Origin of the sequence: Novosphingobium sp. PhB57 (genome assembly GCF_004342985.1) — a bacterium.
In the GTDB taxonomy this organism is placed as follows: Bacteria; Pseudomonadota; Alphaproteobacteria; order Sphingomonadales; family Sphingomonadaceae; genus Novosphingobium.
On record NZ_SMBO01000002.1, the window covers coordinates 618,755 to 640,371 of the forward strand.

A 21,617-nucleotide genomic window follows, 5' to 3' on the forward strand; every position below is an offset into this window, starting at 1 on the left:
CCCCGAACAAAGAGGAGAACCGTCCATGGATAGTTCGCACGTCAGCGCTTTGCAGCTCAAGCATGCCGGAATTGAAAGGCAGATTCATGACGAATTGTGCCGTCCGATACCTGACGCAGCCATGATCCAGGCCCTCAAGAAGCGGAAGCTCAGGATCAAGGAAGAAATCTCTCGTCACTGACCTGTCGCTGACTGGGTCAGTACCAGAGCAGCCATCCCCCGTGGCGATCCCTCGGTCTCCCTTGCATCGAGGCCGATTTCCCGGGCGGTGAAGCCGCTCCCTCAGGCGCCCTCGGTGCGGCAACGTGCCGGGGGCGGCCTTGGAGGTATCCGCTTTTCGCGCGGACGTTTTTCCCGACACATCTTTTCACAACGGCCGCGTTTCCAAAGCGCTCGCTTTGGGTTACTCGGGTTTCATGACCAGCGGAGCCGTAGAAGCAGCACGAACCATCCTCACCCGCCTCCACGAGGTCATGGCGTCGCGAAATCACGCCCAGGCCAAGCTGAATACGGTGGTCGAAGTGATCGGCGAATGCCTCGATAGCGAGGTCTGCTCGATCTATCTCCTGCGCGAAGGCATGCTGGAACTGTTCGCGACGCGCGGCCTGGCGCAGGAAGCCGTCCACGTCACCCGCATGGCGGTGGGCGAGGGCCTTGTCGGCAGCATCGCCGACCGGATCGAGACGCTGAACCTGGCCGAAGCGGCCGCCCATCCTGACTTCTCCTATCGCCCGGAAACCGGCGAAGACCGCTTCCACTCCTTTGCGGGCGTGCCGATCGTGCGCCGGGAGCGGGCCGCCGGCGTGCTCTGCGTGCAGCATGTCGAGCCGCGCCGCTATGAGGAAGTGGAGATCGAGGCGCTGCAGACGGTGGCCATGGTCCTGTCCGAACTCATCACCAATGCCGACCTGATCGACGAAGTGGACGTCCATGCCCTGGGCGCCGCACAGACCGGGCCGGAGCAGCTTCGCGGTCTGACGCTGGTGAAGGGCCTGGCCTCGGGCCAGGCGGTCTATCACCAGCCGCGCGTCAATATCGAGCATATCGTCGCGGAAGACACCGAGGCCGAGCGCCAGCGCGTGATCCATGCCTTCGACAAGATGCGCGAGCAGATCGACCGCATGGCCAGCCAGGCCGAATTCGGCATGGGCGGAGAGCACGAGGAAGTGCTCGAAACCTACCGCATGTTCGCTTACGACGAAGGCTGGACCCGCCGCATCAACGAGGCGATCGATTCCGGCCTCACCGCCGAAGCCGCCATCGAACGCGTGCAGCAGCGCACCCGCATGCGCATGCGCCAGATCGACGATCCCCTGCTGGCGGATCGCATGCACGACCTGGAGGATCTGGCCAACCGCCTGCTCAGGATCGTCTCCGGCCAGATGGGCACGGCGGCCTCGCTGGGGCTGCGCAACGATGCGATCCTGATCGCCCGCAACCTCGGCCCGGCGGAATTGCTGGAATACGACAAGCGCCGCCTCAAGGGCGTGATCCTGGAGGAAGGGTCGCTTACCAGCCATGTCGTCATCGTGGCGCGGGCGATGGGCATTCCGGTGCTCGGGCGCGTGCGTGGTCTGCGCGGCGTGGTGCGCGAAGGCGACCAGCTCCTGCTCGATGCCGACCAGGCCACGGCGATGGTGCGCCCGCCGGCCGGCGTGATCGAGGCTTTCGAAGCGCGTTTCGCCAAGAGCCGCCAGCGCCAGGCCGCCTATGCCGCCCTGCGTGAAGTGCAGCCGACCACGCTGGACGGCACCCGCATCCAGGTCATGATCAATGCCGGCCTGCGCGACGACATCGCCAACCTCAGCATGACCGGGGCGGACGGCATCGGCCTGTTCCGCACCGAATTCCAGTTCCTGGTCTCCGCCACGCTCCCTTCGCGCGAGCGCCAGACCCGCCTCTACCGCGACATCATGGAAGCCGCGGGCGACAAGCCGGTGAAGTTCCGCACGGTCGACATCGGCGGCGACAAGACCTTGCCCTACTTGCGTCACGACGACGGCGAGGGTGAGGAAAATCCGGCGATGGGCTGGCGCGCCCTGCGCGTCGCTCTCGAGCGCGAGGGCCTGCTCAAGGTGCAGGCGCGCGCGCTGCTGGAAGCGGCGGGCGGGCGCACGCTCCACGTCATGTTCCCGCTGGTGGCCGAGCCCTGGGAGTTCGACCAGGCCAAGGCGGTCTTCGAAAAGCAGTTCGCATTCCTGCGCAGCCAGAAGAAGCTTCTTCCAGAGGCGATCCACTACGGCATCATGCTGGAAGTCCCGGCCCTGGCCGAGCAGCTCGACCTGCTGGCGCCGAAGATCTCCTTCCTGTCGATCGGCACTAACGACCTGACCCAGTTCCTCTTCGCGGCGGACCGGGCCAATCCCAAGCTGGCCGAGCGCTACGACTGGGTGAGCCCGGCGATCCTGCGCTTCCTGCGCCGGGTCATCCGCAGCGTCGATGGCCACAATGTCGAGATCGCCGTCTGCGGCGAGATGGGCGGGCGCCGGCTGGAGGCGCTGGCGCTGCTCGGCCTGGGTATTCGCCGCCTGTCGATCACGCCCGCCTCGGTGGGGCCGACCAAGGACCTGGTCGGCCAGGTCGACTTGCGCGAAATCGGCGCCGCCATGGACCAGTGGCTGGCCCATCCGCCGGCGGACATGCGCGCCGCGCTGACCGCCTGGGCGGCCGAACGCGACATTGCAGTGGATTGATCCCCGTGTTTTCGGGGATCGGGCGTTTCAGCCCCGGCGCCCCGATTGACATAAAGCAGACTTGCGCGGATGTTACTCGCCGTGCACGGGGTCGCATCCGCCGCAAAGTATTCGAGTTATCTGCCTTGTCGTGATTGACTTTGGATTCTCGCGCGGTTTGGTGGATTCCCGTCAGGTTCAGTTACCATCCCTTCGGGAGCGGAATGGAAAACGTTGAAAATCAGGGGCCGTCCGAAGGTTTGGCCAATGCTGCGGCCGGAAGTTCTTCGTCCACGGTCGGTGCGACCTTGCGCCGGGCGCGTGAAGCTGCGGGGCTGAGCCTCGCGCAGATCGCCGTCCAGACGAGAATTGCCGAGCGCCATCTCTCCGCCATCGAGGAAGACCGGCTGGGTGACCTCGCCGCGCGCACGTATGCGGTGGGCTTCTCGCGGACTTATGCCCGGGCATTGGGGCTGGACGAAAAGGCGATCGCCGAACAAGTGCGCCGCCAGCTCGATGCCGAGGGTGCGCGCGAACCGGTGGTGGTCCCGCATTTCGAGCCCGGCGATCCCGCCCGCGTTCCGTCGCTGCGCCTTGCCTGGGTTGCCGCGGCCGGCGCGATCGTGGTGATCGCGGTGCTGCTGGTGTTCTGGAGCAACTACCTCTCGCCGGAGGGCAGGCTGCCCGATCTCACCTCCGATACGCCCAGCGCCGCGCCCAGTGCCGCCGCGCCGCAGGCTCCGGCGCCCGCGCCGCAGCCGACGAACGGCCCGGTCGTGTTGACGGCCACGGTCGACGGCGTCTGGCTGCGCGTCACGGATACCACCGGCAAACTGGTGGAAAAGACCCTGAAGCAGAACGAGAGCTGGACCGTGCCCCAAGGCGCGCAGGCGCCGCAGCTTCGGCTCGGCAGGCCGGACGGTCTGGCGATCACGGTCGGCGGCAAGGCCATCGCGCCGCTCGCCACCAAGCCGATGGTCATGTCCGGCGTTTCGCTGGTTCCGGCGGACCTGCTGGCGCGGGGCCAAACGGGGGCAGGCGCGCCTGCGTCGGGAGCACCCGCTCCGGCAGCACCCGCGACGGTCCCCACGGCCGGGGCTTCGGCTCCGGCGCCGCTTTCCACCACTTCCAACTGAGCCTGCCTCGACAAGGGGGCAGCGTTTGCGGCAATTCCGCCCGCAAGGCATTTCTGGTTAACACGCGGTTCCGTTTCTCCTGTCCATGGCGTCCCGGAACCCGAGAGGGCGCACGGCGCGCCCTGGCACGGAGTAGACTTGGCGATGAACCGTTTTTCCATGGAAGTGCGCCGGATGCGGCTGGCCGCAACGGCTGTCGTGGCCCTGGCGCTGGTCGGCGCGAGCATGCCGGCCCAGGCGCAGGACAATACCGGTGCCCGCCTGAACAAGGTGGAATCCGAAGTGCGCGCGCTGCAGCGCAAGGTTTTCCCGGGCGGTGACGGCAAGTTCTTCGAGCCCGAAATCAAGCCGGCCACGCCGACGCCCACGCCGGCCCCCGGCCAGCCCGCCTCGACGCCGATCAGCGACATGCTGCTGCGCATCGATGCCGTAGAAGGCCAGCTTCGCCAGTTGACCTCGCAAGTCGAGCAGAACACCAACCGCATCAACCAGCTTGAGGCCCGCCTGGCGGCGAGCGCTCCGGCGGCGGCGATGCCCGGTGCCATGGCGCCGGAGCAGGGCCAGCAGCCCGGATCGTTCTCGCCGTCTCCCGGCAAGGCACAGACGCCCGGCGCGACCCCGGCGCCCACGGCAACGCCCGTCGCCGCCACGCCCGCGCGCCCGGCCGGACCGTCGAATTCGCGGATCGAGGCCGTTCGCGCCATCGTCAAGCCGCAGACCGCCGATGCCGCGGATGACGAATACAGCTATGGCTACCGCCTGTGGGAAGCGAAGTTCTACCCCGAGGCGCAGCAGCAGCTGAAGCTCTACCTTGAGAAGTATCCCAAGCACGCCCGTTCGAGCTGGGGCCGCAACCTGCTTGGCCGCGCTTATCTGGACGATGGCAATCCGCTGGAGGCGGCCAAGTGGTTCGTCCAGAACTACCAGACCGACAAGCGCGGCGATCGCGCGCCGGACAGCCTGCTGTACCTCGCGGTGTCGATGAAGCAGCTCAAGGACAACAAGCGGGCCTGCATCGCGCTGGCCGAATTCAGCGAAACTTATGCCAGCGAGGCCGCCGGCCGCCTCAAGGGCACTTACGATTCCACGCGCAGTGGACTGGGCTGCGCCTGATCCCGAGCTGACGCCCGCGCCCGAAGCCGTCGAACGGTTCCGGGCAGGGCTGTCGGCGCTCTGGCCCGAAGGCGTCGACGCGCCGGAGGCCCGGCTCGCCGTGGCGGTGTCGGGCGGGCCTGACAGCACGGCGCTGCTCCTGCTGGCCCAGGCGGCCCTGCCGGGGCGGGTGGAAGCGGCCACCGTCGATCATGGCCTTCGCCCCGAAAGCGGGCAGGAGGCGGACCATGTCGCCGCGCTCTGCCTCCGCCTGGGTGTCCCGCATGAAACGCTGAAGGTGTCGCTGGCGCCCGGCAATGTCCAGGCCGAGGCCCGCGCGGCGCGCTATGCGGCGCTGGCGGAGTGGATCGAGCGGCGCGGTCTTGCGGCCCTCTCTACCGCCCACCATGCCGACGACCAGGCCGAAACCCTGCTCATGCGCCTCAACCGCGCCAGCGGCGTGGCCGGGCTGGCCGGCGCGCGCAGCCGCGGCCATGTGCCGCTGACGGCGATACCACTGCTGCGCCCTGTGCTGGACTGGCGGCGCAGCGCGCTTGCCGAAGTCGTCGCGGGGATCGGCACGGTGCAGGACCCGAGCAATGCCAATGACCGTTTCGACCGCGTGCGCATCCGCAAGGCGCTGGCCGGGGCCGACTGGCTGGACGTGGCTGCGATCGCGCGCAGCGCCGAACATCTCGCCGAAGCCGATGCCGCGCTGGACTGGATGGCGGCGCTCGAATGGCGCTCCTGCGTGAGCAAGGAGCCGATGGGCCTGCGCTATCGTCCCCAGGCTCCGCGAGCCGTCGCGCTGCGGGTGCTGGCGCGCTGCATCACCGAACTCGGCGGCGAGGAACCGCGCGGCAGCGCCGTGGCGCGCCTGCTGGAAAGCCTGCGCGAGGGACGCCCCGCTTCGATCGGCGATCTCGTGGTTCGCCCCAATGCCGGGGGCTGGAGTTTCGCCCGCGCGCCGGTTCGCGCGGCCCGCAAGACCAGGCCCTAGCCTCCCGGTCCTTGCGCCGCCCCAGGACCGCGAGGGCATGTCCGGGCGGCGCTCTCGCTCCGCCGCTCCGCAAACCCGTGGCGTCGCGGCGCGAACGGGTATAAGGGCGCGCGGATGCTACGCTTGTCCGACCTTGCCCTGCCGCTCGACCATGCTCCCGAGGATCTCGATGCCGCCGTCTGCGCGCGGCTGGGTCTGGAGCCCGGCGAACTCGAGCGCGTCACCGTGGTGCGCCGCGGCAATGACGCGCGGCGCAAGAACGCGATCAAGCTGGTCTATACTCTCGACGTGGCGGTCAAGGACGAGGCGAAAGTCCTGGCCGCACACCACGGCGACCAGCACGTCCGCCTGACGCCGGATACCTCCTACAAGTTCGTCACGCATGCGCCCGCAGGCTTCGACGGCCCGCGCCCGGTGGTGATCGGGGCAGGGCCCTGCGGCCTGCTCGCGGCGCTGGTCCTGGCGCAGATGGGCTTCCGGCCGATCATCGTCGAACGCGGCAAGGCCGTGCGCGAGCGGACCAAGGACACGTTCGGCCTCTGGCGCCGCTCGGTGCTGGATACCGAGAGTAACGTGCAGTTCGGCGAGGGCGGCGCGGGCACGTTCTCGGACGGCAAGCTCTACAGCCGCATCAAGGACAGCCGCCACCTCGGCCGCAAGGTCCTGACCGAATTCGTGAAGGCCGGCGCGCCGGACGACATCCTCACCGAGGCCCATCCCCATATCGGCACGTTCCGTCTGGTGACGATGGTGATGTCCATGCGCGAGACCATCGAGCAGCTCGGCGGCGAATATCGCTTCGGCACCCGTGTCGACGACTTCGAAGTCGAGGAGGGCGCGGACGGGGAACGCCGCATCACCGGCCTGCACCTCTCCACCGGGGAGCTGCTGCCCGCAAGTCACGTCATCATGGCGGTGGGCCATTCGGCGCGCGACACTTTCGAAGTGCTGCACAAGTGCGGGGTCTACATCGAGGCCAAGCCCTTCGCGATCGGCGTTCGCATCGAGCACCCGCAAAGCTGGATCGACACCGCGCGCTACGGCGACAATGCGGGCAACAAGATCCTGGGGGCGGCGGCCTATTCGATCGCGCACAAGGCCTCGAACGGCCGCACGGTCTACAGCTTCTGCATGTGCCCGGGCGGGCGCGTGGTGGCGGCGGCCAGCGAGCCGGGCCGCGTCGTCACCAATGGCATGAGCCAGTATTCGCGCGCGGAATTCAATGCCAATTCCGGCCTCGTCGTCGATATCGATCCCGATAAAGACTATCCGGGAGACCCGCTGGCCGGCATCGCCTTCCAGCGCAAGTTCGAGGAGCTGGCCTACAAGGCGGGCGGCGAGAACTACAAGGCGCCGGGGCAGAAGCTGGGAGATTTCCTTGCGGACCGGCCTTCCACCGAATTCGGCGAAGTGATCCCAAGCTATCAGCCGGGCGTTCACCTCACCGAGTTGAAGACCTGCCTGCCGGACTTCGTCGTCGACGCCATCCGCGAGGCGCTGCCGGTCTTCGGACGGCAGGTGCCGGGTTACGACCATCCCGACGTGGTGATGACGGGCGTGGAGACGCGCACGTCCTCGCCGGTGCGAATCACCCGCGGCCGGGACCTGCAGAGCCTCAACACGCGCGGGCTCTATCCCGCGGGCGAGGGCGCGGGCTATGCCGGCGGCATCCTCTCGGCAGCGGTGGACGGCATCCGCGTGGCGGAAGCGCTCGCGCTGGAGCTGGCTCCGGTTGCGGCAGGGGATGGGGGCAAGGCCGGCCAGTGATCCTTTCGCACCCGGCGCAGGAGCGGGCTTTCTCCAAGGCTCCCGCGATCCCCACTGCTCGTCCGCTGTCAGCCGAAAGGCCCATGCCTTGAAAGACGCCTACGACGCCATCGTCCTTGGCGCAGGAGCCGCCGGGCTGTTCTGTGCGGCCTCCGCCGGGCAGCGGGGCAAGCGCGTGCTGCTGCTCGACCATGCCGACCAGCCGGGCAAGAAGATCCTGATTTCAGGGGGCGGGCGGTGCAATTTCACCAATCTCGACACGGCGCCCGATCGCTATCTTTCCAGCAATCCGCACTTCGCCAAGTCGGCGCTGAGCCGCTACACACCGGCCGATTTCCTCGAACTGGTGGAGGCCTACGGCATCGCCTGGCACGAGAAGACGCTGGGCCAGCTGTTTTGCGACGGATCGGCGCGGCAGATCGTCGACATGCTGCTGGAAGAATGCGCCAGGGGCGGGGTCGAGGTGAACTGCGGCGATGCCCTGGGTGAGATCGCCCATGCCGACGGCCTCTACCGCGTGGCCTTCGGCGGCCGCGTCGCCGAGGCTCCGGCGCTGGTGATCGCCACCGGCGGGCCTTCGATCCCGAAGATGGGCGCCACCGGCTTCGCCTACGATCTTGCACGGCAGTTCGGCCTCAAGGTCGTGCAGCCGCGCCCGGCCCTGGTACCGCTGACGCTGGCCGGGGACGAGGCGCTGTTTCGCGAGCTTTCGGGTGTTTCGACGGAAGTGATCGCGCGGGTCAGCGGCAAGGAGGCGGGGAAGGCGGCCTTCCGGGAAGCGGCGCTGTTCACCCATCGCGGGCTGTCCGGTCCGGCGATCCTCCAGATTTCGAGCTACTGGCAGCGCGGCCAGACGGTGACCACGCAGTTCATGCCCGGTCGGGCGGAAGGCTGGCTCAAGGACGCCAAGCGCGAACGCCCGCGCACCAGCTTGCGCAAGGTTCTCGCCGAGGCCTTGCCGGACCGCCTGGCGGAAGCGCTCTGCGAGAGGCTGGCCCTCCCCGGCGAACTCGGCGCCATGTCCGACAAGGCGCTGGGCGCCGCCGAAGCAAAGCTGGCGCGCTGGCCATTCGTGCCGGACGGTTCGGAAGGGTTCGCCAAGGCCGAAGTGACGGCGGGCGGGATCGATACCGGCGCGCTTTCGTCCAAGACCATGGAAGCGCGCAAGGTGCCGGGGCTCTACGTCATCGGCGAGGCGGCCGACGTGACGGGCTGGCTGGGCGGCTACAACTTCCAATGGGCCTGGGCCAGCGCTCGCGCCGCCGGACTGGCACTCTAGCGGCCTCGGGTGTCTCTGGCGCGGGCCTGGCGAAATTCTGCCCGGGCACCGCGTCACAGCGTCATCAGGATCTCGCGGCGGTTCGCGCCCTTCCAGGCCAGGGTGCGGTCCAGCAGAGCGATCGTGACGGCGCAGCCGGTGGCATCGTCGCCCTTGCCCGACATGGCCTCGCGCACTTTGTCATGGCTCAGGCGAGTCGTGTCGACCACTTCGTCGATCAGTTCGCCGGGCACCATGGCGGTCCGCTCGCCGTGGTCCTGCGGGCGACCGAGCTTGCCGGTTTCCGCGAGGTGCGCCGCGAACTCACGCTCTTTCCCGCGCAGTTCGGGCGGGACCGGGGTGATCCCGTCGAGCACGCCGGAATTGCGCAAGTGGATGCAGGCCGCATCGCTCTGCGCCCGTGCCGCGCGCAATTGGGCAAGGCGCAGGGTCATGGCGGTGTCGAGGTCTGCGCCCGGCAATTCGCGGCCATTGAGGAAGCTGCGGCCGCGCACGATCTCCACGGACTTGCGCACGACGGCGGACTGGTCCTGCCCGTTCTCCAGCAGATCGCGCGCCTGCGCATTGAGCAGCCCGGCCAGTTCCGGCTGACGGTCCCATAGCCAGGACGGGTCGTGGCCTTCTCCGAAGGTCTCCTCGACGGCGGCCTGCATGGCGGCCCAGCTATCGTGCTCCAGCGTGGAGCGACGGCCCGAAGGGCTGTCCGCCAGTGCCAGTACGACCCCGAGGGCGATCACGCCCAGCAGCACCAAAAGACCGGCGGCGAAAGGATTGCCGCCCTCCCAGGAGGCGACGCGGTCCGGCGCGAAATGGGTTTCCAGCTCGGGGAAGTTCTTGCGCACGCCGCGCAGCAGGCCGTCCACGTCGCCTTGCGCGGGCTTGCGGAGCATGCGGAACAGGCCGGCCTTGCCGGGTCGGGCCAACTCGTTCCACGCCTTGTGATAGCGGTGGCCGGGCTGGAGCACGTTCTGCTGGAAGCGATAGCCCCGCAGGCGCGCGCCGAGGAAGGCGACGCCGGGGCGCGCGTCGTGAGCGGCCCATTCCCGTTCCCAGCCGAAGGCGGCATTGGCATCCTCCAGCAACGGCGCCGAGCGGGGCCATCCGCGGGCGAGGACTTCGGCCAGCCAGTCCTCGATCTGCTGGGCGCGGGTGATATGGGCCTGCGCGGCATCGTCCAGGATCTTGCGCAAGGCGCGCGTGGCTTGCCGTGCCTCGGTTTCGGAGAGCGGCTCGCTGGCTGCCGCGCTCTCGGGATCGAGCAGGATCGCCAGTCGCTCGGCAGGGCTTTCGCCGGGCCGCAGGCCCAGCGCATCGTCGGCGGCGTGGTTGCCCGGCAGGAAGGGTGCGGTGAACGGATCGATGGTGGTAAGCGGAATGCCCGCGCCGCTCACGCCCTCGCGCGCGGCGGCGGCGGCCCAGGCCATGCGGCCGAGCATGGTGGTGTCGTCCGGCTCGCCCGGGCGGGCGGCCAGCGGCTGGGCGCCGCTCCATTCGCCCGGCAGTTCCGGCGCGGCGTAAGTCCAGCGCGCGGGCGCTTCGGGAGAAGGTCCGAATTCCGGCTCGAACTCCGCATCCTCGTCGATCGGTTCCGCCTCTTCGGTCGCGGCGGCGGCCATGCCCCGCGCCAGGCGCAGCGCGTGGTCGCGGGCCTCGCGAAGCTGCGCGAATCCTTCGACGTCCCGGTCCACGTCCATGGCCTTCAGCCGCGCGGCATAGGCCTTGCGGATGGCGGCGGTGTCGGCCGTCATGCCGATGCCGAGGATCGACCAGGGGGCGCTCATAAGGGGCTGCTCCCTTCGACTTCGTCCAGCCGGGCGGCGAGCACGGCGCGGGCATCGGCGATGCTTCGCGGGTCCTGGGTATCCAGCGCACCGGCGAACAGCGTGATCCAATGGCCGATCGCCTGGCGGACGTCGCCGATGTGATCCTCGTAGCAGCGTTCGGCGCGGGCCATCAGCGCGACGTGAGCGGCATCCTCGCGCGGATGGAACTTGAGCCTGGCCAGGGCCGCGCGGCGCTCGTCCAGTTCCTTGCGACCCGGCCGGTCCTCCTCGTCGACGATGACGAGGTTGCGCTCGGTGCCGTTGACCGGGATGTGGACGTCGATCTCCAGCAGCCCGGAACTGTCGTAGGAGAAGCGCACTTCCGCCGAGACTTCGCCGGCCGGGCGCGGCGGCACGGGGATGGCGATGTGGCCCAGCTTGACGTTGCCGCGCACTTCGCGGGCTTCGCCTTGGTAGATGCCGAATTCCAGCGTCTTCTGGTTGTTGCCCAGAGTGGAATAGGTATTCACTCGCGAGACCGGCACCGGCGTATTGCGCTCTATCACCGGCGAGAACAGCCCGCGCTGCAAGCCGCCGTGGCCGTCCTGCTCCGCCACTTCGACGCCGAGCGTGAAGGGGCAGACGTCAGTGATGCGGATCTCGTCCAGCGCGGCGTCGCGGCCCAGCAGCGCGGCCTGCATCGCCGCCCCCAGCGCGACGGCGTGGTCGGGATGGACCGAGGCATTGGGGAACCGGCCGAACAGGCGGGTGATGGCCCGGCGTATCACCGGCATGCGCGTTGCCCCGCCGACCAGCACGATCTCGGAGAGTTCCGAAGCGTCGATCGCGCAATCGCGCAAGGCCCGGACGACGGGTTCGCGCAGCCGGCGCAGCAGCGGTTCGCAGGCGCTCTCGAACTCGGCCTCGGTAATCGTGCCGGTGAGGCGTTCCTCGCCCAGAACTACTGCGAATTCCGCCTCGGGCGCTGTGGTCAGGGCGCGGCGGCAGCTCTCGGCCGCGCGTTTGAGCAGCGCCTCGCGCCGGTCTGCGGGCAAGGCGTCCAGCCTGGCTTCCGGATCGATGCGCGGCTTGGCGAAGGCGGCCAGGGCATGGTCGAAATCGTCCCCGCCCAGCCGGTTGTCCCCGGCCGAGGCGCGCACTTCGACGATGCCGTCGAACATCTCGACCACCGAGACATCGAACGTCCCGCCGCCGAGGTCGAAGACGAGGAACGGTTCGCGGTCGCCCTTGTCCTGAAGGCCGAAGGCAAGAGCGGCGGCGGTCGGTTCGTTGATGAGGCGGCGCACGGCAAGCCCGGCCAGTTCGCCCGCACGGCGCGTCGCCTTGCGCTGGCGGTCGTTGAAGTAGGCGGGGACGGTGATGACGGCCTCGGTCGGGCGTTCGCCGGTCAGCGCCTCGACATCGGCGGCGAGCGCGCTCAGCACCAGCGCCGAGAGATCCTCGGCAGCGTAGTCCTTGCCGCCGAGCTGGCTTCCCAGCCGGGCGGTGGCGGCGGTGCCCATCAGGCGCTTGAAGCTGGTGGCGGTATCCTGCGGATGCGCGGCAAGGCGGTCCAGCGCGGAACGGCCGATCCATGCCTGGCCGCCGGCTGCGACGGAGACGGCGGAAGGGGTCAGCAATTCGCCCAGGGCATTGGGCACGAGCACGGCTTCGCCGTCCTGCCAGATCGCCACGGCACTGTTCGTCGTCCCCAGATCGATCCCGATCAGCATCCCGCCGTGCCGCTCACTTCCCGGACCACCGAAAAAACCCCCTCATCTTCGCACTTTGTCCCGCCGGGCGTGATTCCACCGGCGAGGCAATCGTTGCCTAGAGCATTTTCGGCGCAGGTGGAATCACCAGAAGGCCGGGAAATGCCCAGGCAGGAAAAAGAGCGGGAAACGGGCGGATGGAGACGAAAGCCGGCGGCGATCAGCTCTGCGTGGTCTGGCGCACGACGAGGCGGGGCGGCATGACCAGGCTCTGCGTGGGCAGCCCTTCGATCCGGGCCCTGAGCTTTTCGACCAGCGCCCGCGCGCCCTCGGCGATTTCCTGTCGGATCGTGGTGAGCGGCGGCGTGGTCTGCGCGGCCAGCGGCAGGTCGTCGAAACCGACGATCCGCACCTGTCCGGGAACCGCGCGGCCCATGTCGTGCAGGATGCGCAGGGCCGACATGGCAATCAGGTCCGACGCGGCGACAATACCGTCTATCGGGCCATCGATCGCGCGACCGGCCGTGGCGAGCGCCTGTTCGATCTGTGGTCCCATCGATTCGTCCGCCAGTTCGACCGGGAGATGGACGAAGGGCGCGCCGGCCGCCTCGGCCGCCATGGCGGCGCCGCGATAGCGGGTGGCGATCTCGATCCCGCCGGTCTGGCCCAGGAAGGCGAGATTGCGGGCGCCCGCAGCCAGCAGATGCTCCACGGCGATGCGGCCGCCCAGTTCGTTGTCGGTGCCGACCACGCAGTGGCTCTGGCCGCTGCGATAGTGGCCCCAGACGACCATGGGGCGGTAGGTCTGCGACACCTGTTCGATCACCGGGAACTGGTCCGACTGGCCGATCACGATGATCCCGTCGACCATGCCCGACCCGCTGAGACGCTCCAGCCAGTCCGTCGAGCCGTCCGGCATCGCGCGGCTGAGCATGACGTCGTAGCCGCTCTCGGTCAGTTCGTCCGCCAGATGGCCCAGCAGCGTCAGGAAGAACGGGTCGGAGATGTGCTGGCGCTTTTCATGGCCGAGCGGAATGACCACGCCGATCACCCCGGTACGCCCGGTGCGCAGCTTGCTGGCCATCTGGTTCGGCTTGAATCCGTGCTGGCGGGCCAGCGCCTGGATGCGATCGCGCGTCTCGGCATTGACCAGGGCCTTGCCGGCCAGGGCGCGCGAGACGGTTCCTGCCGAAACGCCGGCGATGCGGGCGAGATCGGCCAGGGTGCGGACATGGGGGCGGTCGTCATGCCCAGCCCCGCCATGCCCAGCCCCGCCATGCCCAGCTCCAGCATGCAGGCCCCCTTCTAGCAGGCCACCCTCATTCGGCGCGGCTTCGGTCCCTTCAAGCGGGCCGGGCGCCGGCATGTCCATCAGCTGATCGTCGTTCCCCGCCATCCATCTTCCTTTTTCCGGCCGGCTAACTGTTCGAATCCCGCGGCGGAAACGGGTGGTCCGTTTGATATCTGTGTGTTCCACGCTGCGGCCGGCGCGGACTGCCAGAAGCGTCGCGCCTGCACCGGCCAGCATCAGGAACCCGGCCAGGACCAGCGCATTGCGCGGATCCGAAGCCAGCAGCGATTTATAGATCAATGGCATCGTCACCGTCTCGATCAACATGGGCGCCACGATTAAAATATTGAAAAGACCAACGTAGAGCCCGGTCCGTTCGGGAGGGATCGCGCTGGCGAGAATGATGTAGGGATTTGCCATCATTCCGGCCCAGCCGAGGCCAAGCCCGATCATCAGGGGCGCCAGGGCGGCCATCGAATTGGCCTGGGGTATCAAGCACATGGCCAGCCCCGAAGCGGCGAGGCAGGCCATGTGAATCCATGCCGCGCCGAATCGCCGCACGAGGGGGATGAGCGCCAGCGCCGCGGCGAAGGCGATGGCGTTGTAGAGTGCGCCGAGTTGCTGGGTCTCCAGGATCGCCGCGCGATAGGCGGGCGTGGCGGGGTCGGACGTGCCGTGGATCGAACGGGCCAGCGCGTCGGTTATGAACTGCCAGTAGACAAACATCGCATACCATTGGCAGAGCATCGAAGGCGCCAGCCGCCGCATCGGCGTCGGCATTTCCCGCAAGGCCGCGCCAAGCTCGCGCAGCAGTGCGCGCGGGGCCAGGGAGGTCGCGGTTTCGCCGCCGGTTTGCAGCGCGCCATCCGCTTCTGCAAGCGGCAGTTCCGGCACGCGCAGGAGCGACCACACCACGGTGGAAAGCGAGAGCACGGCGCCGATCGCGAAGGCCACGCGCACGATGGCGGGAATGCCGTTGGCGTCCAGCAGGTCGCGGTCGATCGTGGCGGCCAGCAGCGAAGGCGCAAGGTAGGACAGTGTCTGGGCAAGGCCGGTGAAGGCGCTTTGCGTGAGAAAGCCGGTGGCCCGCTGCGCGGGACGCAGCCGGTCGGCCACATAGGCGCGGTAGGGCTCCATGGTCACGTTGTTGCCCGCGTCCAGCAACCAGAGCAGGGCCGCGGCGGCCCAGAGCGAGGGCGAATAGGGCATGGCGAGCAGGCACAGCGAGCAGATCACCGCGCCGATCAGGAAGTAGGGCGTGCGCCGCCCGAAGCGGGACCGGGTACGATCGCTCATTGCGCCGACCAGGGGTTGCACGATCAGCCCCGTCATCGGCCCGGCCAGCCAGAGCAGCGGCAGGATCGCCTCGGTAGCGCCGAGCGTGCGGTAGATCGGGCTCATATTGGCCTGTTGCAGACCGAAGCTGAACTGGAGACCGAAGAAACCGAGGTTCATTTCGCAGATGCGCAGCAGCGAGAGTTCGGGCTTTGCGCCTGGCTTCATGGGCTCCTCCGAACTTGCGGCCGTGCCTCGTTCTATCGCGAAACCGGTGCGCTTCAAATCCGTCGATCTACCGCCCTGGCATGGGGCCGGGGTTTTAGCGGCGATTTCCTAGGTTTAATTGCGGAATTGACGAAAAGTCACGGATACCCTGCAATCCATTGCTCGCTGCCGAGCCGTGAAGCTCCGAGTCTAAAGTCCTCGATTGCAGGGATATTCGCGCATGCCCGAAACCGAACTGGCCCTCTCGCCGCTGCCGTGGACGGCCCGCGATCTCGCGCGGCTGGAAGCAGGCGCTTTCGACAGGGCGCCGCGGCTGGAGGACGCGGACGTCCGCCGCATTTCGCGCGATCTGGACGTGTGGGATGCCTGGCCGCTGGCCGATATCGATGGTACGCCGCGGCGTTGGCGCAGCGGCGAACTGTGGTTCGCACTCGCCGCTCCGGCCTTTGCCGACCCCGAGATGCGCCATGCCCACGCGCGCATCCACCACTTCCATCGCAAGGACGGACGCTTCCGCCATCTCGGCGCGACGTTCCCGGACGGGTTCACGCCCGGCAGCCGTGAATGGTCCGGTTCCGCCACGGTTGAGGACGGGGTGGCGACACTGCGCTTCACCGCGGCGGGGCAGCGGGGGGAGCGCGATCCCTCGTTCCGTCAGCGCCTCTTTGCCAGCAGGGCGCGGCTGCCGGAGAGCGGAGAGGCCTTTGGAGACTGGTCCGAGCCGGAGGAAATCGTCGCGCCGGCGGACCTCCACTACATGACCCGGCACGAGGGCGGCGGCCGGGCCGGGGCGATCAAGGCGTTTCGCGATCCCAGCCTGTTCCGCGCGCCGGACGGTACGCGCTACGTGCTGTTCACGGCGTCTTCGGCCGTGCGGCACGGCGCCCATAACGGGGTGATCGGTCTGGCGCGGCAAGAGTCGGACGGCATGTTCGCCAAACTGCCGCCACTGGTCGACGCGGCAGGCGTGAACAACGAACTGGAGCGGCCGCATATCGTGAGCCATGGGGGGCTCTGCTATCTCTTCTGGTCGACCCAGGCAGGTGTCTTCGCGCCGGGGATCGCCGCGCCCACGGGGCTTTACGGGGCGGTCTCCACCGGGATCGGCGCGCCGTGGCGTCTGCTCAACGGGCACGGGCTGGTTTTTGCCAATCCCGAGGACGCGCCGTGGCAGGCCTATAGCTGGTGGGTGCTGCCAGACCTGCAAGTCGCCAGCTTCGTCGATTACCGGGGGCCGGGGGAAGGGCCGAAGCGGGGCAAACCTCGCGGGAGAGCGCACTTCGGGGGCACTTTCGCGCCCTTCCTCCAGCTTCGGCTGGACGGTGCCAGGGCCGGGCTCGGCTAGGCGGCAATTCCCTCCGTCGCCGAAGTGCAAATAAATCAATTTCGCACCGTTAAACGAATGTTGCGTGACAGAGAAATCACGTTACAACCTCGCCATGCCGACGAGACCGGCCGGTCGCTTCGGGTCGCCGCATCGTCATGTGTGTGGTTGAAAAGGCCCTGCCGTCATCTTTCGCCCGAGGCGGAAAAGCGGAAGGATGCCGGATCGCTGGACCGGCCCTATATTCGTCGTCTGGCAGCAGGCGCACTGCGACGCCTCGCCTGCCGTTGATATGCGGGAGAATGCAATGAGCGCAGACGATCTGACCGCCGCCCCCAAGACCCGAACAAAGCCGAGTCGCAAGGCCTCCGCGCTGCAGCCCGCCATCGTGGCGCGCATCCGCGATTCGCTGCTGCCCGGCGACGCGCCCGATGAAGGCGCCTGGGTCGAGGAAGCCGCGCACGTCCTGCTCGAACTGGCCGCGCACCGCCCGCCCGAGACTCCGGTGATCGAGATCGCTTCGGAGAACGACGAGCGCCGCTATCTGCGCATCGCCATCGTCAACGACGACATGCCCTTCCTGGTCGACTCGGTCGCCGCGGTCATTGCCGAGGCGGGCCTCGTGATCGACCGCCTGGCTCACCCGGTCGTTCGCGTGGAGCGCGATGCCAAGGGCGACCTCGTCGCTCTTCCGGAAGAGGCCGGCGAAGGCGCGCGCCGCGAATCGATGATCTACATCGAGACCGCCCGTGCCGATGCGCGCCAGCGCCGCGATATCCAGGCCGCGCTGGAAACCACGCTGGCCGACGTGCGGATCGCCGTGGCCGACTGGCCGAAGATGGTCGAGGCGATGGACGCCGATGCCGACCGCGTCGACGATGCCGAAGGCGCCGAGCTTCTGCGCTGGTTCGCCGGCGGCATGCTCACCCAGCTGGGCCATGTCACCCGCCGCCGCGACGGCAGCCATGCCGACCAGCTCGGCGTGTGCAAGCGCGAGGCCCGCGACCTCCTGTCCGACGCCAGCTACGACCGCGCCTTCGAGACTTTCGATGCGCAGCTTGCCGCGGGCGAGGTGCGTGCGCCGATGGTCATCAAGGCCAATGTCATTTCCACCGTCCATCGCCGCGTACCGCTGGACCTGTTCCTGGTGCCGGTCATCGAGGGCGGCAAGATCGCCGCGCTTTCGGTCCATGCGGGCATGTGGACGAGCGCCGCGCTGGCCGTTGCGCCGGACCGGGTTCCCCGCCTGCGCCGCCTCCTGGCCGGGCTTGGCAGCAAGCTGGGCTTCGACCCGGGCGGCCACACCGGCAAGGCCCTGGCCCATGCCATGACCAGCCTGCCGCACGACCTGGTGCTGGGCTTCGGCGAAGCCGACGTCGAGCGCCTGGCGACGACGATGACCGCGCTGGTCGACCGTCCGCGCCCGCGCCTGGTGGTCACTGCCTCGCCACTGTCGCGCCACCTTTTCGCATTCGTGTGGATCGCCCGCGACACGCTCTCCACCCAGATGCGCAAGCGCATCCAGGCGATGATCGAGGAAGCCGCGCAGGCCCCCACGCTGGATTGGGCGCTCAGTGTCGAGGCGGGCAACCTGGCCATGCTGCGCTATACGCTCGACATTCGCGAGGGCACCCAGGCGCTTGACGAGGAAGCGCTCGACCACCGTCTGCAGGTCATGCTGCGCGGCTGGGGCGAGGCGGTGGAAGCCGCGCTGGCCCAGTCGCTCGAACCCGGCCGCGCCGCCGCCATCGCCACCCGCTATGCCGAAGGCTTCCCGATGGCCTATCGCAGCGACTACGGTCCGGGCGAGGCCGCCATCGACATCGGCCACATGCGCGGACTGGTGGTCGGCGATGCCGGTACCGAAGCGCGCGGCAGCCGCGGGGTGCGCCTCTACCAGCACGATTCGGGCGAAGCGCCGCAGCTTCGCCTCAAGATCTACCAGGCCGAGGGCAGCCTGCCCCTCTCCGACGCGGTGCCCGCGCTGGAGAACTTCGGCTTCCGGGTGCTGGCGGAAATGCCGACCCCGCTCGACCGCGGCCGGATCGGCACGATCCACGATTTCACGCTCGCCCTGCCGACCGGCAGCGATGCGCGCGAGGTGCTGAAGCTGGCGCCGATGATCGAGGACGCCCTGGCCGGCGTGCTCAACAACCAGGCCGAGAACGATCCCTTCAACCGCCTGGTCCCCGGCCTCGGCCTCTCCAAGCGCGAGGCCGACTGGCTGCGCGCCTGGTATCGCTACTTGCGCCAGGCGGGCATGCACTTCGGTATCGGCACCGTGGTCGATGCGCTGCTCGGCGCTCCGGCCGTGACGCTGGGTATCATCGACTTGTTCCGCGGCATTCACGATCCCGCCTTCAAGGGCGACCGCGCCCAGGCCAAGGCTCAGGCGCAGGAAGCCATCCGCGCCGGCCTGGCCGAGGTCAACGCCATCAACGACGACCGCGTCCTGCGGGCCTTCCGCGATGTCGTGGCCGCCATGCTGCGCACCAATGCCTTCGCGCCCGCCGGTGAGACCGCGCTGGCCTTCAAGTTCGATTCCGCGCTGGTCCCGGGCCTTCCCAAGCCGCTGCCCTGGCGCGAGATCTTCGTCTATTCGCGCCGCGTGGAAGGCATCCACTTGCGCGCAGGCCCCGTCGCGCGCGGCGGGCTGCGCTGGTCCGACCGCCGCGACGACTATCGCACCGAAATCCTGGGCCTGATGAAGGCGCAGCGCGTGAAGAACGCGGTGATCGTGCCGACCGGCGCCAAGGGCGGCTTCTATCCCAAGCAGCTTCCCGATCCCGCGCTCGACCGCGCCGGATGGGCGGCCGAGGGGCAGGCGAGCTACGAGATCTTCATCGGCACCTTGCTCTCAATCACGGACAATATCGTCGCGGACAAGGTCGTGCACCCCAAGGGCGTGGTGATCCTCGACGGCGAGGACCCCTATTTCGTGGTCGCGGCGGACAAGGGCACCGCCAAGTTCTCCGATGTCGCCAACGGCATCGCCGAATCGCGCGACTTCTGGCTGGACGACGCCTTCGCCAGCGGCGGCTCCAACGGCTACGATCACAAGGCCATGGGCATCACCGCGCGCGGCGCCTGGCTTTCGGTGCAGCGCCACTTCCTGGAAATGGGCGTCGACGTGCAGAACGACCCGGTCCGCGTGATCGGCTGCGGCGACATGTCGGGCGACGTGTTCGGCAACGGCATGTTGCTCTCCCGCTCGCTCAAGGTCGTGGCCGCTTTCGACCACCGCCACATCTTCCTCGACCCGGACCCCGATGCCGCGAAAAGCTGGGCCGAGCGTCGGCGCATGTTCGACCTGCCGCATTCGAGCTGGGAAGACTATGACAAGGCGCTGATCTCCAAGGGCGGCGGCGTGTTCTCGCGCAAGTCGAAGTCGATCGCGCTGACGGACGAAGTGCGCGCCGCCCTGAGCATCGAGGCGAACGAGCTGGACCCCGAATCGCTGATCTCGGCGATCCTCTGGGCGCCGGTCGACCTGCTGTGGTTCGGCGGTATCGGCACTTACGTGAAGTCCTCCGGCGAGAACAACGCCACTGTGGGCGATCCGGCCAACGATGCCTTGCGCGTCAGCGCCAACGAACTGCGCGTGCGGGTGATCGGTGAAGGCGCCAACCTGGGCGTCACCCAGGCGGCGCGCATCGAATTCGCCTCCAGAGGCGGGCGCATCAACACCGACTTCATCGATAACTCGGCGGGCGTCGACTGCTCGGACAACGAGGTCAACATCAAGATCGCGCTGGCCGCCGCCAAGCGGGCCGACAAGCTCACCGAGGAAGAGCGTGTCGAACTGCTGCGCGAGATGACCGACGAAGTGGCGGAGCTGGTGCTGGAGGACAACCGCCTCCAGGCCCTGGCGCTTTCCATCGCCGAGCGCGGCGGGGCGACGGCCATGCCTTCGCATATCCGCCTGATCGAGACGCTGGAGGAAGGCGGCAACCTCGACCGCAAGACCGAGGGGCTGGCCGACAACGAAACGCTCGGCCGCCGCGCGCAGGACGGACGCGGGCTGACCCGCCCCGAATTGGCGGTGCTGCTGTCCAGCGGCAAGCTGGTGCTTCAGGCGGCGATCGAGAACTCGGCCCTGGCGACGGATGCGACGCTCCAGCCCATGCTGCTGGCGGCCTTCCCGCAGCCGATGCAGGCCAGGTTCGCCCGCTTCATCGAAGGCCACCGCCTGGCCGGCGAGATCATCGCCACCAAGCTGGCCAACCGCATCGTCAATCGCCTGGGCATCGTCCATCCCTTCGAACTGGCCGAGGAGGAGGGCGCGGACCTTGCGCAAGTCGCCGCCGCCTTCGCGCTGGCGGAGCAGCTCTTCGATCTCGACGCCCTCTGGGAACGCCTCGAAGTGGCGCCGATGAGCGAAGACGCCCGCATCGCGTTGTTCGACCGCACGGCCGGCGTGGTGCGCGGGCACATGGCGGACCTGCTGCGGGCGGGCGCGGGACAGGCCGTGCCGTCCGAAGTCATGGCCCGGATCGGCAAGCCGGTGGCCACGCTCTCGGTCGATACGCACGAGCTGCTGGGCGAACGCATCGTCGCGCATTCGAAGAAGCTGCGCAGCGGCCTGCTCGAACTCGGCGCGCCCGAGGACGAGGCGGGCATGGTGGCCAACCTCTACGACCTCGACGGGGCCGTAGGCATCGCCGCGCTGGCGGCCGATGCCGGGATCGATCCGCGTCAGCTGGTGGGGGCCTTCACCCGCATCGGCGCGGGACTGGGGCTGGACTGGGCGCAGGCCAGTGCCTCGATCATGAACCCGTCTGACCCGTGGGAGCGCCTGCTCGTCGCCGGTCTTGCCCGCGACTTCCAGCAGATGCGCCTCGACTTCCTGAAGCGCCTGGCCGCGACCAAGGCCGGCAAGTCCGACCCGGCCGCCGCCGCCGAGGAATGGGGCCGCGCGCATATCGCCGCGATCCAGACTTTCCGCGCGATGGTCCAGCGCGCGGAAAACACCGTGCCGCTGAGCCCCGCCATGCTGGCGCAGATCGCCAGCCAGGCAAGGAACCTGCTCGGGCGGTAAGTGGAGACGGGGCAGGGGTTTTCTCCTGCCCCGTCTCCAT

At 68.6% G+C, this 21,617-nt stretch carries 12 protein-coding genes and 1 pseudogene; 9 read left to right on the plus strand and 4 right to left on the minus strand.

Annotated elements, in window-relative coordinates; all coding sequences use genetic code 11:
- The first annotated feature begins 25 nt into the window (after nucleotides 1–25).
- The 7 genes from EDF58_RS10640 to EDF58_RS10670 all read left to right on the plus strand — a co-directional run bounded on the left by EDF58_RS10640 (nucleotide 26) and on the right by EDF58_RS10670 (nucleotide 8,946).
- Nucleotides 26–181: a DUF465 domain-containing protein gene (locus tag EDF58_RS10640; protein WP_132265170.1), complete on the plus strand. Its 156-nt coding sequence runs from the start codon at nucleotides 26–28 to the stop codon at nucleotides 179–181.
- Nucleotides 182–416: 235 nt separating this feature from the next.
- Nucleotides 417–2,693 (plus strand): phosphoenolpyruvate--protein phosphotransferase, encoded by a 2,277-nt coding sequence (ptsP, locus tag EDF58_RS10645; RefSeq protein WP_132265172.1) that lies wholly within the window; start codon nucleotides 417–419, stop codon nucleotides 2,691–2,693.
- A gap of 203 nt (nucleotides 2,694–2,896) precedes the next feature.
- A complete protein-coding gene (locus tag EDF58_RS10650) occupies nucleotides 2,897–3,808 on the plus strand; it encodes a helix-turn-helix domain-containing protein (protein ID WP_132265174.1) in 912 nt (303 codons plus the stop codon).
- Nucleotides 3,809–3,952: 144 nt separating this feature from the next.
- The gene (locus EDF58_RS10655) at nucleotides 3,953–4,921 is read left to right on the plus strand and encodes a hypothetical protein (protein WP_243654170.1); all 969 of its coding nucleotides are present in this window, start codon (nucleotides 3,953–3,955) and stop codon (nucleotides 4,919–4,921) included.
- Entirely contained in the window at nucleotides 4,902–5,900 is a 999-nt protein-coding gene (tilS, locus tag EDF58_RS10660; protein ID WP_243654171.1) for a tRNA lysidine(34) synthetase TilS, read from the plus strand. The genes EDF58_RS10655 and tilS overlap by 20 nt, the downstream gene beginning before the upstream one ends.
- Nucleotides 5,901–6,014: 114 nt before the next feature.
- Entirely contained in the window at nucleotides 6,015–7,667 is a 1,653-nt protein-coding gene (locus tag EDF58_RS10665; RefSeq protein ID WP_132265178.1) for an NAD(P)/FAD-dependent oxidoreductase, read from the plus strand.
- Nucleotides 7,668–7,755: 88 nt separating this feature from the next.
- The gene (locus EDF58_RS10670; RefSeq protein ID WP_132265180.1) at nucleotides 7,756–8,946 is read left to right on the plus strand and encodes an NAD(P)/FAD-dependent oxidoreductase; all 1,191 of its coding nucleotides are present in this window, start codon (nucleotides 7,756–7,758) and stop codon (nucleotides 8,944–8,946) included.
- A gap of 53 nt (nucleotides 8,947–8,999) precedes the next feature.
- On the opposite strand, the gene EDF58_RS10675 is transcribed toward EDF58_RS10670, so the two are convergent.
- The 4 genes and pseudogenes from EDF58_RS10675 to EDF58_RS10690 form a co-directional block, all read right to left on the minus strand.
- A complete protein-coding gene (locus EDF58_RS10675; RefSeq protein WP_132265182.1) occupies nucleotides 9,000–10,727 on the minus strand; it encodes a hypothetical protein in 1,728 nt (575 codons plus the stop codon).
- Nucleotides 10,724–12,442, minus strand: a complete 1,719-nt coding sequence (locus EDF58_RS10680) for a molecular chaperone HscC (RefSeq protein WP_132265184.1) — start codon at nucleotides 12,440–12,442, stop codon at nucleotides 10,724–10,726. The genes EDF58_RS10675 and EDF58_RS10680 overlap by 4 nt, the downstream gene beginning before the upstream one ends.
- A gap of 199 nt (nucleotides 12,443–12,641) precedes the next feature.
- Nucleotides 12,642–13,643: a LacI family DNA-binding transcriptional regulator gene (locus EDF58_RS10685; RefSeq protein WP_243654181.1), complete on the minus strand. Its 1,002-nt coding sequence runs from the start codon at nucleotides 13,641–13,643 to the stop codon at nucleotides 12,642–12,644.
- A gap of 261 nt (nucleotides 13,644–13,904) precedes the next feature.
- Nucleotides 13,905–15,215 (minus strand): annotated as a pseudogene (locus EDF58_RS10690) (MFS transporter); the annotation flags it as partial.
- A 220-nt stretch (nucleotides 15,216–15,435) separates the two neighbouring features.
- Between EDF58_RS10690 and EDF58_RS10695 the strand changes: the two are divergent.
- Together EDF58_RS10695 and EDF58_RS10700 are read left to right on the plus strand one after the other, a co-directional pair.
- Nucleotides 15,436–16,560: a glycoside hydrolase family 68 protein gene (locus tag EDF58_RS10695; RefSeq protein WP_132265186.1), complete on the plus strand. Its 1,125-nt coding sequence runs from the start codon at nucleotides 15,436–15,438 to the stop codon at nucleotides 16,558–16,560.
- Nucleotides 16,561–16,846: 286 nt separating this feature from the next.
- Complete coding sequence (locus tag EDF58_RS10700; protein WP_132265188.1) at nucleotides 16,847–21,577, plus strand: NAD-glutamate dehydrogenase domain-containing protein; 4,731 nt, start codon at nucleotides 16,847–16,849, stop codon at nucleotides 21,575–21,577.
- The last annotated feature ends 40 nt before the right edge of the window (nucleotides 21,578–21,617 follow it).

Coding starts and splice junctions, on each gene's coding strand:
- EDF58_RS10700 (WP_132265188.1), top strand. CDS start 16,847: ATGAGCGCAGACGATCTGACCGCCGCCCCCAAGACCCGAACAAAGCCG.
- EDF58_RS10665 (WP_132265178.1), top strand. CDS start 6,015: ATGCTACGCTTGTCCGACCTTGCCCTGCCGCTCGACCATGCTCCCGAG.
- EDF58_RS10680 (WP_132265184.1), bottom strand. CDS start 12,442: ATGCTGATCGGGATCGATCTGGGGACGACGAACAGTGCCGTGGCGATC.
- EDF58_RS10675 (WP_132265182.1), bottom strand. CDS start 10,727: ATGAGCGCCCCCTGGTCGATCCTCGGCATCGGCATGACGGCCGACACC.
- ptsP (WP_132265172.1), top strand. CDS start 417: ATGACCAGCGGAGCCGTAGAAGCAGCACGAACCATCCTCACCCGCCTC.
- EDF58_RS10655 (WP_243654170.1), top strand. CDS start 3,953: ATGAACCGTTTTTCCATGGAAGTGCGCCGGATGCGGCTGGCCGCAACG.
- EDF58_RS10695 (WP_132265186.1), top strand. CDS start 15,436: ATGCCCGAAACCGAACTGGCCCTCTCGCCGCTGCCGTGGACGGCCCGC.
- EDF58_RS10650 (WP_132265174.1), top strand. CDS start 2,897: ATGGAAAACGTTGAAAATCAGGGGCCGTCCGAAGGTTTGGCCAATGCT.
- EDF58_RS10640 (WP_132265170.1), top strand. CDS start 26: ATGGATAGTTCGCACGTCAGCGCTTTGCAGCTCAAGCATGCCGGAATT.